The sequence below is a fragment of the Neisseria sp. P0020.S003 genome, assembly GCF_051957095.1.
GTDB lineage: Bacteria > Pseudomonadota > Gammaproteobacteria > Burkholderiales > Neisseriaceae > Neisseria > Neisseria subflava.
Window position 1 is genome coordinate 123734 of the sequence record NZ_JBQCWU010000003.1, and the last position, 13009, is coordinate 136742.

9 protein-coding genes and 1 pseudogene are annotated in these 13009 nt (G+C 50.2%); 1 reads left to right on the forward strand and 9 read right to left on the reverse strand.

All coding sequences use genetic code 11. The annotated features are described in order from the left end of the window. Positions 1–18 precede the first annotated feature (18 nt). From ACTHTQ_RS03500 to ACTHTQ_RS03510, 3 genes and pseudogenes are all read right to left on the reverse strand, one after another. Positions 19–201: pseudogene (locus ACTHTQ_RS03500) on the reverse strand (adhesin); the annotation flags it as partial. Positions 202–518: 317 nt separating this feature from the next. Then, positions 519–2240, reverse strand: a complete 1722-nt coding sequence (locus tag ACTHTQ_RS03505) for an ABC transporter ATP-binding protein/permease (protein WP_440363105.1) — start codon at positions 2238–2240, stop codon at positions 519–521. Between the two features lie 137 nt (positions 2241–2377). Next, entirely contained in the window at positions 2378–4573 is a 2196-nt protein-coding gene (locus tag ACTHTQ_RS03510; protein WP_440363106.1) for a TonB-dependent siderophore receptor, read from the reverse strand. Between the two features lie 560 nt (positions 4574–5133). Here ACTHTQ_RS03510 and serB point away from each other — a divergent pair. Beyond that, entirely contained in the window at positions 5134–5964 is an 831-nt protein-coding gene (gene serB / locus ACTHTQ_RS03515; RefSeq protein ID WP_250601279.1) for a phosphoserine phosphatase SerB, read from the forward strand. A 70-nt stretch (positions 5965–6034) separates the two neighbouring features. Here the strand turns inward: serB and lpxH are convergent, their stop codons facing one another. The 6 genes from lpxH to rpsT all read right to left on the reverse strand — a co-directional run bounded on the left by lpxH (position 6035) and on the right by rpsT (position 12821). Next, a complete protein-coding gene (gene lpxH / locus ACTHTQ_RS03520) occupies positions 6035–6745 on the reverse strand; it encodes a UDP-2,3-diacylglucosamine diphosphatase (protein ID WP_440363139.1) in 711 nt (236 codons plus the stop codon). 151 nt (positions 6746–6896) lie between these two features. Beyond that, positions 6897–8282 (reverse strand): PIG-L family deacetylase, encoded by a 1386-nt coding sequence (locus ACTHTQ_RS03525; RefSeq protein WP_440363107.1) that lies wholly within the window; start codon positions 8280–8282, stop codon positions 6897–6899. Between the two features lie 239 nt (positions 8283–8521). Continuing rightward, entirely contained in the window at positions 8522–10330 is a 1809-nt protein-coding gene (gene aspS, locus ACTHTQ_RS03530; protein WP_440363108.1) for an aspartate--tRNA ligase, read from the reverse strand. 64 nt (positions 10331–10394) lie between these two features. Next, positions 10395–11096: a DUF502 domain-containing protein gene (locus ACTHTQ_RS03535; RefSeq protein ID WP_440363109.1), complete on the reverse strand. Its 702-nt coding sequence runs from the start codon at positions 11094–11096 to the stop codon at positions 10395–10397. A gap of 150 nt (positions 11097–11246) precedes the next feature. Further along, positions 11247–12389 carry a phospholipase A gene (locus ACTHTQ_RS03540; protein WP_440363110.1) on the reverse strand — a complete coding sequence of 381 codons (1143 nt, stop codon included), beginning with the start codon at positions 12387–12389 and terminating at the stop codon, positions 11247–11249. A gap of 168 nt (positions 12390–12557) precedes the next feature. After that, positions 12558–12821: a 30S ribosomal protein S20 gene (gene rpsT, locus ACTHTQ_RS03545; protein ID WP_002212556.1), complete on the reverse strand. Its 264-nt coding sequence runs from the start codon at positions 12819–12821 to the stop codon at positions 12558–12560. Between the last annotated feature and the right edge of the window lie 188 nt (positions 12822–13009).

The following is a 13009-nucleotide window of genomic DNA, read 5'->3' on the forward strand; positions in this document are numbered from 1 at the left end:
TAAGTTGGCTAATGATGATAGAGAAGGTTTCGGCAATGCCTTCTGTTCCCAATCCCGACTATTAAATCTCCGCTTTTTCCCATCAGGCCGCACAACCTTCACCGCATTGTCCGACCACGTTACCACAGAGCCTTTCGGTATCAGCTCTCCGTTGGCCAGGCGTTGTTCCTGTGCCAAGGTAACGGTTGTTCCTTTTACCGCATTGAAGAGAGGATTTCAGACAGCCTGAAAGTTTGGGAAAACGCGGTTTGCGGTTTTATTTAACTATCGATTTGAGATTGGTGTTTTTTATTTATAGTCAGTATTTTATAAATATTCTAGGCCTCGTGTTTTGAAAACCTTTTATATTCCGTCTTTATCCTATTCATACAAATATAAAATAAAAACGCAAAAAAATGCCCCCGGGTTGGAGAACCGGAGGCAAGTATCCAAGGAGTAGCTCTCATCAATAAGAACTAGTTACTTTGTACTATATCTCTTATTGGGATTGAAAGCAAGTGCTTTGCACATTTTAACATTTAAATAATTTTTTCATTCAAATTCAGAAAGCTATCAAACAGTGCTTGAATCTTGGGTTGGTGGCTGATACCGATGACCAAAGTATCGGGCAAATGTTGCTTGAGGGTCTGCATCAACATCAGGGCGGATTCGTCATCGAGCTGGTTGGTGGCTTCGTCGAGGAACAGGATTTGCGGTTTGTGCAGCAGCGCGCGAGCGAGGCTGAGGCGTTGCTGCTCTCCGCCGGAAAGGATGCCGTGCCATTCGTGTGAAGTGTCCAAATCGTTCATCAACGTGCGCAACCGACCCGTGGGGCTGCTTAAGCCTACTTGTTCCAAAATGGTTTGAATCAAATGGTCGTCTTGGCAGGCCGTATAGGGATAGCTGACAGTTTGACGCAATGTGTCCGCAGGCAGGTAAGGGCGTTGCGGGAAAAACAGGCGGCTACCTTCGAGGGAAAAACTGCCGTGGTAATACGGCCACAAGCCTGCGAGGGCGCGCAGCAGGGTGGATTTGCCGATGCCGCTTCTGCCTTCGAGCAATACCCATTCGGGAGCGTGGGCTTCGAGGTTGATGTCGGTAAGCAGGGGGCTGCCGGTTTGGGTGTGGACGGTGAGGTTTTGCAGAGCGAGGATGCCGCTGTGGCGGCGGTTGTTTAAAGTCGGGGCGGGTTCGGAGGCTGGGCGGGCGGTGCTTCTGCCTTCTTGTCCTACTTGTTCCAATGCCGTCTGAAAACCGGAGAGGCGTTCGACGACTGCCGCCCATTCGATGAGGCGGCGGTAGGAGTCGGTAAACCAGCCGAAGCTGTCTTGGACGCGGGCAAACGATGTGCGGGTCTGCATCATGTCGCCAAAGGTCATGGTTTTGGCGAGGTACATGGGCAGGGTGGCTAGGATGGGGATGAAGATGCTGATGCGCACATAGGTCGCCCAGAAGGTTTCCTGGCGGAATTCGCAGTTGGTAAGCCGCCGCCAGTTGTCGCGGATGCGGAGGTAACGCTGTTTCAGACGACCTGTTTCGGCTTCGCCGCCGTTGTAGAAGGCGATTTGTTCGGCATGGTCGCGCACGCGCAGGAGGGCGGCGCGGTAGTCGGCTTCGCGGTGCTGGCGGTCGATGTTGAGGTTTTTGAGTTTGCGGCCGACGAGGTGGGCAATCAGGGTGCTGATGACGGAATAAATCAGGGCGACCCAAACGAGGTAGCCGTGTATGGTGATGTCGCGCCCGCCGATATTGAAGGTCTGCACGCCGGAGAGCGTCCACAATACGGCGACGAACGCGCTGAATTTGGCAATATTATTGATGAAGGAGCGGAACAGCCCGATGCTTTTGTCGGCAAGGAGGTAGATGTCTTCGGCGATGCGCTGGTCGGGGTTGTCGGGTTCGCTGGTCAGGCGCAGGCGGTAGTGTTTGTGGCCTTCGAGCCAGTTTTGCTGGAATTGTTCGGTCAGGTGGGTGCGCCAACGGAAGATGAGGCGTTTTTGCAGCCAGTCGCCGCAAACGATGCAGCCGATAATCATCGCCATGTAGCCGAGGTATTCGACGATAAGCGCGGGCATGGATGCGCCGTCAAACGCGGCGAGCGCGTCGTAGAAACGTTTGTCCCACGCGGCGATCCAAACGCTGATGGTGATGGAACAAAGGGTAAAGCCGATGAGGATGGCAAGCATCAGCCATTGGACGCGCCCGTGCGCCCCCGTCCAAAAAGGGCGGGCGAGTCGGGAGAATTTTTTGAGCGTATTCATGATGAATGCTTGTGAATGTGCGTGATAGGCCGTCTGAAAACAGAATTTTGCTTTCAGACGGCCTTGTTTATAAGAAATGATTGGTTTTTATATGCTTTTGAAGAGTGGAGGGCAATCTACTCCCGGGTTGCCGCTATTTACATCTTCCACTTCAGGCTGAACACGGCATTGCGCGGTTCGCCGTAGAAGTTGCCGCTGTTGGCGGCACGGCTGTATTGGTTTTCGTAGTAGCGTTTGTCGGTCAGGTTGTTGACTGCCAGCCCCAGTTGCAAATTGTCGGTCGGACGGTATTGCAAACCGGCATTCCAAACGGTATAGCCGCCTTGGGGCAGCTTACTGCCGGTTTTGCTTTGACTGGACAAGCCTATACCGATACTTAACTTACCGTTTGCAAACGGCGGCGTATAGCTGCTGTAAGCGCGGAAAATGTGTTTTGGGGTCCAGTTGGCAAAATCGCCCTCGGTATTGGGATGGTTTTCTGTTTTGCGGATATTGTAGGTATAGCCGGCAAACAGTTTCCAATTTGCGCCGATTGCTCCGGAAATTTCCGCATCTACACCGCGGCTGCGTTCTTTTGCGGGAATGTAGTAGAAAGTCTGTTTCCTGTTGCCGCTGGCCGGAACGTTGACACGCACGCCGACGTTGGTGTTATCGGTTTGGAACAGGGAAACGGCCGTATTGAGTTTGCTCTGCATCCATTCGCCTTTCCAACCCAATTCGTAGTTTTTACCGACTTCGGGCGCGAGATAGCTGTTGTCTGCATTTGTTTTCAGAGTCGGTTTGTAGATGGATGTATAGCTTGCATAGAGGCTTTGCCCTGGCATGAAATCGTAAGTGATGCCGATGTATGGAATGAATTTGCTGTTTTTGACCGAATAGGTTTTTGCATCATTGTCCGGAGCGCCTGCATAACGGGACCAGTTGTAATTGAAGTCGCGTTTCCAATGGGTATAGCGTCCGCCTACCAATAGATGCAGTTTTTCCGTAGGATTGATGCGGGCACCTGCTGCAAGGGCGTGCGTATAGAAATGGTTGTTGCTGTCCATAATGCTGTATGGTTCGGCAGCCCAGTCCGGCTGGGGGATAACGGCAGAAAATGGATCGTAGCTGCCGGTTGCCTGCATACGGGTATGGTGCAGGGTATTGCGCTCTTTCGAATAATTATGAGTCAGGAAGATGTCGTGGGTTTGACCCAAGGCTTCAAACTTGCCGCGCAGGTTGTTTTGAATATGCAGATGTTTGCTGTCGTGCTGATAGCGGAAAGCCTGTTGATCCTCAATACCAATGGATTGATTGGCTTTCAATCCGCTTTTGTCTGCCATTAAGAAAGCATACCTTTGGTCGGAATGGCTGTTTCGCCAATCGATTTTGCTGTTCCATTTCCAGTTGTCGTTGAAGTAGTGGTCAAATTCTGCAAAAACACCGTTTTTGATGAATCGCCCATGATTCCAATCGGCACCGAAATAGCTGTCGCGCGGCAGACTGCTTCCGTCTTCCCATAAAGGTAAGCCGTTGAGATTGGGGGTGTTGCGCTGGGCGATACGGTACGCACCGACAGAAACCTTGCTGTTTTCTCCGATGTCTTTTTCTAAAACGCCGTAAAGAAGGCTGTTTTGCCCTTTCACTTTATCCTGAAATGTTTTGTCATGATCAAAACTGCCGACAATACGTCCGCGGAATTGGTTTTCTGAGCTTAAAGTGCCCGAGGCATCCAATTCGATATGCCGTTTGCCGAAACGGTCGGCTAAACCATTCATACTGATTTGTTTTTTAACCGTCGGTTTTTTGCGTACGGCATTAATCGTACCTCCGGGCGCGCTGTTGGATTGGGTCAGCCCGGCCGCACCGCGCACAACTTCAATGTGGTCATACATGGCAAGGTCGGTGATGTTGTGCCCGTCTCTGGCAGGACTGCCAAATATGCCCGGCGCACCAATAGTGGTAGCCATGCCGTCTTCTTCCAATTTTTCAATATAGAATCCGCGGCTTTGGAAATGGGTGCGGTTCCCTTGGCGAACGACATTTACGCCAGTCGTTGTTTTCAACGCATCTGCCAGCGTAGTAATACCTTGATCGTTAATTTGATTTTTTGTAATAACGCTGACGGATTGCGGCGTCTCGCGCGGAGTCAATGCCAGTCCTGTGGTAGAACTCATAGCCGAAGTCGTATAGTCATTTCGATTTTCGGTACGCAGGCTGCGGTTTTTGCCGACCACATTGACCTGCTTTAATTCCACCTGTTGTACCTCTTCGGCAGCTTGTGCGGCTTGGGGCAATGCGGCAAGGCAGAGGGCAAGTGTGCTCAGTTTGAATAGTTTTTTAGGATGATGCATTTGATGAGGTCCTTAATAAAGAAGGTCTGTTTGTTTTTAAATATTGGTGGCAATATCTGTTTAAATTGAGTCGTTATTTTTTATAAGCCGTTTTGTTTTAAAAATTAAATATAAATCCTCGAATCATTTTATTTGATTCAATTTTAATATTGTCAAACCATCGGGTCAAAAAAAGGTTGCCATCGGAAAGGGAGCCGTTGGCAACGAATGGAGGTGGGAATGCAATGAAAGCTAGATATAAGGGGTAGTGCCAAACTAGCCATAAAGAACTATATCGAAACTGTAAGAAAAAGCAACAACAAGTTATCTGTTGCTTGCAAAGTTTTTTAAACAGCTTGTCCTAAATCAAATTTTTGAGTCATGACTTGTTTAGTTGATGCAGGGATTGGTATTGGTAGCTCTAGTTGAATTGTTTACAGGCCGTCTGAAAATTGCCGGGGTTGTTCGGCTATAATGCTGTTTTGGTTTTTTAAGGCCTTTGCAAAAATACGGTTTCGTTGTTTTAGGCTGAATGTGTACCCGATATGTTTGTAAAGGTCTTAGGGTATGAGGAGAATGAGATGAAGAAAGTTTTGGTGTTGCAACATGGGGATTTGGGCGCTTGCGACTGGTCGGCATTTGGCAGTTTGGTGTCTGCGCCATCAGGGAAGTCGGTGTTGCGTGTGCCGGTTGATGATGATTTTGAATTGACGGACGATATGCGTGCGGCGTTGATTGCGCAGCAGATAGATGGTGCGGTGTTGCCGGATGTGGCTTTTGCTGATTTGGGACTGATTGTCAGCGATATGGATTCGACGCTGATTACGATTGAGTGTGTAGATGAGATTGCGGCCGGTGTTGGGCTGAAGGATGAGGTGGCAGCGATTACGGAGCAGTCGATGCGTGGCGAGCTGGACTTTGAGCAGTCTTTGCGTAAGCGTGTGGCTTTGCTGGCCGGTTTGGACGAGCGCGTGTTGGAAGAGGTGTACGAGAATGTGTTGCAGCTTTCGCCGGGTGCGGAATTTTTGTTGGCAGAGTGCAAACGGAATGATGTGAAGTTTATGCTGGTGTCGGGCGGGTTTACGTTCTTTACGGAACGCCTGCAACGGCGTTTGGGCTTGGATTTCCATTTTGCGAATGTGTTGGAAGTGGAAAACGGCAAGCTGACAGGCCGTCTGAAAGGGCGGATTATCGATGCGCAGGCTAAGACGGATTTGTTGCGTGAATACCGTGAGCGTCTGGGTTTGGCTTCGTGGCAGGTGGTGGCGATGGGTGATGGTGCGAATGATATTCCGATGATACGGGAGGCGGGATTCGGCATTGCTTATCGGGCAAAACCGAAAACCGAAGCGAATGCGGATGCGTGTGTGCGCTTTGGTGGTTTGGAGCGGATACGCGGTTGGTTTGCGTAAATCGTTTGAGGATGTTTGTCAGTCAGACCGTCTGAACAATCGGGAAACCGGTTTCAGACGGCCTGATGTTTTATAAGGCGATAAAACGGTAGCCCTCGGCATCGACTTCGAGAATGGAGGCGTAATTGTCGCGCCAGTCTCCGAGTACGATGCGGGTGTAGTCGGCGTTGCGATGGATGTTTTCGCGGTGGGTATGGCCGTGGATGAGCAGGGGCGTGTGGAAGCGTTGGACGGTTTCGTGGGTAAAGGCTGGATTGACGTCCATGATGTCGGCGGTTTTGTGTTGTTTGTCCTGTTTGCTCTGCTTGCGGATTTTGGTGGCGATGTTCAGTCGGAGTGTGAGCGGCAGGAGTAGGAACAGGCGTTGCAGCCATTTTTGATGGACGGTACGGCGGAATTTTTGATAAGAATGGTCGTCGGTGCAGAGGGTGTCGCCGTGACAGAGTAGGGTGGGTGTGCCGAACAGGTCGATAACGGCGTACTCGGGCAGTAAGGTCATGCCGGTATCGCGGGCGAAGGTTTTGCCGATGAGGAAGTCGCGGTTGCCATGGATGAAATAGCAGGCAATGCCACGCTTGGTTAGGCTGAGGATGGTTTGTTTGATGGTTTGAACCAAAGGGCTGTTTTCGTCATCGCCGATCCAAAAATCGAAAAGGTCGCCAAGAATGTATACGGCTTGGGCGTGAACGGCTTTTTCTTGGATAAATTTTTGGAAGAGTGCGGTCAGCTGAGGATGGGAGTCGCTCAGGTGCAAATCGGCGATGAAGTAAATCGGCATGATGATGTGGGGCGTATGGGAAGGGTTTTATTATAACTTGGGTTGTCGCGTTTGGATTTGGGCTTGGTGTTTTTCGTTTGTAATGCGGTGATTTTATTGTTTTGATTTTGTGATAAAGGCCGTCTGAAACATCTTTTCAGACGGCCTTTGTGGTTTATTGGGCTTTGCCCTGATAGGTGATTTGTTTTAGTGTCTCTTCTTGGTACAAGTCGCTGATGGGGATGGTATAGAAGAATTCGTTGCTGCGGACAAAGCGGTTGACCAAGTCTTTGTCGAGATGGAGGATGTGGTGCCGCAGTTTGTTTAAGCCTTTGAATATCATGGTGCTCCAACGCATATAGCCGTCTGAATTGGGGCGGATGTCGTTCATGGCGTCCAGGGCAAGAAGTTTGCGGTTTTGTTCTTCTTTATCCAAAGGATGGGAATAGATGCCTTGGAAATAAAACGGCTGTTCGGCAAGCGGCGGCAGGCTGAGGGAAGAGCCTACTTTGCCAATTGGGAAGTCGTCGCTCAGATAATGTATGGTGTGCAAAAATAGATTGCCGCGGCGGTAATTGATTTTGCGCAGGGCTTCGATGGCGGCCAGCGTTGTGTGTTGGTGGTCGGGATGCGTGTCAATATTGGGAGAAGGCGACACGATAATGTCCGGCTGGAATGTTTCTATCAGATAGCCGAGATTGTCCACCAAGCTGTTCCAGGTTGAGCCGGGCTTGAGTTGTTGCGCCAATGTGGAGGTGTTGGCACGGCGGAAAATATCGACGTCAGCCGTATCGATTTTGGTCGATTTAATCTCTTTTTCCGGATTTTGGCGCATGGCGGTCAATGTGCTGTCGAAGTAGCCCAGTTGCAGGATGTTTTCAGACGGCACGCCGGCCAAAAGGGGGACGGTCAGGCTGTTCCAAACACGCATCCGGCCTTTTTGCAGATATTGGGCCTGAGTGTCGCAGTCGCATTTGCCGTAAAGATTGCCATAGTGGAAGCTGCCGCCTTCGCTGGCAGTTAAGGTGCAGATCATTGAATTGGCGGCGTGTTTTTCATACAAACCGTATGCGCTTAATTCGGCATCGTCAGCATGAGGCGCGAGGACAAGGATTTTTTTGCCGTCGAGGTTTTCACGCGGATAAACAGAGAGTTCGATTTCTTGATCGGGCAAGGATAGGTATTTGCCTTCCAAGCGGATGGTTTTGTCGTTGTCAGAGAAGGTATCACTCAGATTGATATAGCGCACGCCTTTTGCGCCGTATTCGAAATATTGCTTCCATTTTCCCTTAGATGAAATGGTTTCAACAAAAGGCAATACCAGCAATCCTGCCCAAGTGGATTTGATACGGAGTTTGGCAATAACGGTATCTTGCCCGCGGATAGTGGCGGGCAAAGTCAGGCTGCCACCCTTGAGGGTAGCATGCGCGGTAGAGGGGAGGGAGGGATAGTTATAGTCTTGGTGTGTGTTGTAGGCAAACTGTTTTTTATGAATAATTGAAGTAATAATAAACAATGTAACAAAAAAAGTCAGTATCAGCCCCGTTAGTATTAGAAACATTGTCAGGTTCCTTTATTGTATAACAGCTATGATATTGCTTGCGAAGACTATTTGTTTGTTTTTATTACAAACGGTTGTTTTTTGTACTCTAACGTCATTAAAGTAAACGTTTAAAATAAAACAGTTTGCGGTTGATTATATATATAAACGACCAAAATGTAGAAAGGCCGTCTGAAAAATTTGAAAGAAATTTCAAATTTTTCAGACGGCCTTGATATTTTAAAGGTTAAGCCGGTAAATTATGCTTCTTTTGTTTCAACTGCTTTCTGACGCAGGCGCAAGCTCAATTCGCGCAACTGTTTTTCGTCCACCGCATTCGGCGCGTTGGTCAACAGGCATTGGGCGCGTTGGGTTTTCGGGAAGGCAATCACGTCGCGGATGGACTCGGCGCCGGTCATTAGCGTAACCAGACGGTCGAGACCGAATGCCAAACCGCCGTGCGGAGGCGCACCAAATTTCAGGTTGTCCAAGAGGAAGCCGAATTTTTCCTGTTGCTCTTCGGGGCTGATTTTCAGCGCGGCAAAGACTTTTTCCTGTACGTCGGCACGGTGGATACGGATAGAGCCGCCGCCGATTTCCCAGCCGTTCAATACCATGTCGTAGGCACGGGCCAAGCAGTTTGCAGGGTCGGAAACCATCAGGTCTTCATGACCTTCTTTTGGCGCGGTAAACGGATGGTGTACGGCAACGTAGCGGTCGGCTTCTTCGTCGTATTCGAACATTGGGAAGTCGACAACCCACAAAGGCTTCCATTCGTCCACGAAGTAGCCGTTTTCTGCGCCGTGTTCCAAACCGACTTTGATACGCAGCGCGCCGATGGCTTCGTTCACGACTTTGGCTTTGTCTGCGCCGAAGAAGATGATGTCGCCGTTTTGTGCGCCGGTACGTTCAATGATTTCTTTCAGGGCGTTTTCAGACAGGAATTTCACGATTGGAGATTGCAGACCGCTGTCTTCGCCGTTGGAAAGGTTGCTGACATCGTTCACTTTGATGTATGCCAAACCTTTCGCGCCGTAGATGCCGACAAATTTGGTATATTCGTCGATTTCTTTGCGGCTGAATTTCGCGCCGTTCGGTACGCGCAGGGCAACCACGCGGCCGCCTTTCATGTCGGCTGCGCCACGGAAGACTTTGAATTCTTCCGTTTTCATCAGGTCGGTCAGCTCGGTGAATTTCAGGTTGATGCGCATATCGGGTTTGTCGGAGCCGTAGTAGAACATGGCTTCGGCGTAAGGCATACGCGGGAAATCGCCCAAGTCCACGCCCAGCGCGTCTTGGAAGACTTGTTTTGCCATGCCTTCGGTGATGTCCATGATTTCATCCTCGTTCAAGAACGAGGTTTCCAAGTCGATTTGGGTGAATTCGGGCTGGCGGTCGGCGCGCAAGTCTTCGTCACGGAAGCACTTGGTGATTTGGTAGTAACGGTCGAAACCTGCCACCATCAACAGTTGTTTGAACAATTGCGGCGATTGCGGCAGAGCGAAAAACTCACCCGGATGAACGCGGCTCGGCACGAGATAGTCGCGCGCGCCTTCAGGCGTGGAGCGGGTCAGCATCGGGGTTTCGATGTCGATGAAGCCTTGCGCGTCCAGATAACGGCGAACGCCCATAGCGACTTGATAACGCAGGCGCAGGTTGCGCTGCATCACCGGACGGCGCAGGTCGATAACGCGGTTGGTCAGGCGCACGTTTTCGCTGATGTTTTCATCGTCGATTTGGAACGGCGGCGTAGCAGCGGCGTTCAACACTTCGATTTCTTTGGCGAGGATTTCGATTTTGCCGGAAATCATTTTGTCGTTGGTTGTGCCTTCAGGACGGTTGCGCACTCGGCCGGTAATGCTCAAAACGTATTCGTTGCGGGAAGAGTCGGCAGCGGCAAATGCTTCCGGAGTGTCAGGGTCGATAACGACTTGAACGATGCCTTCGCGGTCGCGCAGGTCGATAAAAATCACACCGCCGTGGTCGCGTCGGCGGTGTACCCAGCCTTTGACGGTAACGGTTTGGTCTAAGTATTGCTCGCTGATAAGGCCGCAATAGTTGGTACGCATAAAATCACCTTTTTATATTGTTCAATTTGAAAAAGAAGGAAAGGCCGTCTGAAAAAAGAAGACCTTAATTGTTATGTTCGGTATCACCATCTTTAGACGGTTTTTGGGTGGGGAGGGCTTTAACCGGTAAGTCGTCCGGCATCACCATGCCCAGCGAAATTACATATTTCAATGCCTGATCCACACTCATGTCCAGCTCGCGAACGTCGCTTTTTTTAACCATGATGTAATAGCCGCCGGTCGGGTTGGGCGTGGTTGGGACGTAAACGGAAATATAGTCGTCATCTTGCGGCAGGCTGCCTTTGAGTTTGTCGGGGATATGGCCGGAAACAAAGGCTATCGTCCAAATGCCCAGTTGCGGAAAGGGAACCAGTACGGGGGTTTTGAACGAGCGGCTGCTGTCGGAGAGCAGGGATTCGGAAACTTTTTTAACGCTGGAGTAGATGGATTTGACGACGGGAATCCGACCCAAAAGGCTGTCCCATGCGCCGAGAATCCGTCTGCCTAAAACGTTGGCGGCAAATACGCCGGTAACGAACAAGACGACGGTGGCGGCAACAATGCCCAAACCAGGTATGTTGAATCCCCAGAAATGCTGGGGCTGCCAGCTTTCCGGCAATAGGCTGATCAGTCTGTCGGCGGCGGATATGATGTAGGTCATCGCCCAGATGGTTACGGCAATCGGCAACCAAACCAGTACGCCTGTAATCAGGTATTTCTTTAAAGCCTTGGCGATTTTTCCGCTTTCGGCTGCTGCTTCTGTCATCTTTGTTTCATTCCGGCAAGTTTTGCCCAAACTTTGCATTATACGCGTTTGGGCGCTAGGAAACGAGTATTTTAAACGAGTGGCGTGTTTTGTTTTATTGTTTCAGACGGCCGCCTTGATTGCACAGGCCGTCTGAACAATATGGGGGGATTAGATTCCGTCCCAGTCGTTGAACATCAGGCCGAAGCCGATGCCGTTTTGTTTGTGGTTGTAGTCAATCAGGCTTTCGCCGTAGCCGTGGAAACCGCGGACAACGCCTTTGAGTTTGCCTTTAATTGGGAAGGTATAAGCAGCTTCAACGGCACCGCGTCCGCTTTTCGGGTTGTAACGCAGGACGGAATAAACATTTTGTTTGTCATTGAGGCGGTATTGGACTTTCAAGTCGCCGTAGCCCATGTATTTGTTGATGTCCGGATTGTCGTCGTCGTCTCCTTTTTGGTCGAAGGCGCGCATCCAAACTCTAGGAATAACGGTCAGCTTGCCCCATTCCATGCCGGCCATGGCGTAAACGCGGTTCCATGAGCGGGATTCGGGGCGGCTTTGACCGTTGGACTGGTGAACAAAACCTGCGCCAACCATGCGCAGTTTGCCACCGAAAGGCAGGTCTGCTTTAACAGGTTGGGTAATGAAGATTTCGGGCTCGTAGTCGGTATTGCGGAACGGAGCGGATTTGCGGCCTTGGTTGAAGATTTGCCAGTCGGATTTTTGGGTGTAGCCAAACCATACGTCGGCACGGGTTTTGAATAAATCTTCGGCAATCTTGCTTTTGAAGGAAACCTGCATTTTGGTTTCGAGGCGTTTCTGCTCGCTGAATTTTTCCTGTGTGGTTACGCCGCGACTGGGGGATTCCGGGTAGTAGTTGGGGCTGCTGTTGTACCAAACGGGCATGAGGTACATAGGATTATGCTCGCGTACGCTCAACAGGCCGCGTGTGTCGTTTTTATCCAAATCGTACATCAGGCTTAAGGGCGTGTAGCTGTCGGCAGTTTCGCTTAATACGTCGTCTGAAATATTCGGATGGGTAGGGTTGTCGAATACGATGGCAGCTTCTTTTTTCTCAATGCTCTTACGGATGCTTTGTTCGAGGTCAACCGGTGTTTTGGCGGTTTCGGTTTGCGCTTGCGGCAGTGGGGATTGAGGGGGAAGTTGCGCCGAGTAGATGTTGTCGTAACACGCCAAACGGGTGGCGTTGTCTTGAATGGTGGTGCAGTGTAGGGCGGCAGTATCGGCGGCAGCCAGTGGGGCGGCGGCAATGAATCCGATACTTAGGGAATGTTTCAACATCTTGTTCATGAGAGTTTCCGTTGTTTTTCAGACGGCCTGATGAAAGGGTAAATGGTTTAATTTAGTCGGTTTGAATTGTGAATACGGCAATGCCCCTGAAAGGCAAGACCTCAGGGGCATCGTATCAGCTCGATTATCCTGCTTTGGTTGTCAGGATTTCCGGCATCCGCGTCAGTATTAAGCCAAAGCTTTTACTTTAGCAGACAGACGGCTTTTATGACGGGCTGCTTTGTTTTTGTGGAATACGCCTTTGTCAGCGATACGGTCGATGACTTTAACGGATTCTTGGTAAACTGCTTGAGCAGCAGCTTTGTCGCCGGCTTCAACTGCTTTCAACACTTTTTTCACAGCGGTACGGAATGCAGTACGCAGGCTGGCGTTGTGGGCGCGTTGTTTAACCGACTGGCGGGCACGTTTGCGGGCTTGTGCGCTGTTTGCCATATTGAATATCTCCTGAAAAATAAATTCTGTAAACGCGCAATTTTAAAGACAGATTTCCTTGTGTGCAAGCTTTTTCTCTATAAACGCGCGCAAATCAGCCGTATTTTGCCCAAAAACGACAGCCAGTGCAACGCTTTTGGGAAAAAGATGATGCTGCTTTGCCTTATTTCAATAAAAATCAGATGGAT

Coding starts and splice junctions, on each gene's coding strand:
- ACTHTQ_RS03505 (WP_440363105.1), bottom strand. CDS start 2,240: ATGAATACGCTCAAAAAATTCTCCCGACTCGCCCGCCCTTTTTGGACG.
- ACTHTQ_RS03510 (WP_440363106.1), bottom strand. CDS start 4,573: ATGCATCATCCTAAAAAACTATTCAAACTGAGCACACTTGCCCTCTGC.
- serB (WP_250601279.1), top strand. CDS start 5,134: ATGAAGAAAGTTTTGGTGTTGCAACATGGGGATTTGGGCGCTTGCGAC.
- ACTHTQ_RS03525 (WP_440363107.1), bottom strand. CDS start 8,282: ATGTTTCTAATACTAACGGGGCTGATACTGACTTTTTTTGTTACATTG.
- aspS (WP_440363108.1), bottom strand. CDS start 10,330: ATGCGTACCAACTATTGCGGCCTTATCAGCGAGCAATACTTAGACCAA.
- ACTHTQ_RS03535 (WP_440363109.1), bottom strand. CDS start 11,096: ATGACAGAAGCAGCAGCCGAAAGCGGAAAAATCGCCAAGGCTTTAAAG.
- ACTHTQ_RS03540 (WP_440363110.1), bottom strand. CDS start 12,389: ATGAACAAGATGTTGAAACATTCCCTAAGTATCGGATTCATTGCCGCC.
- rpsT (WP_002212556.1), bottom strand. CDS start 12,821: ATGGCAAACAGCGCACAAGCCCGCAAACGTGCCCGCCAGTCGGTTAAA.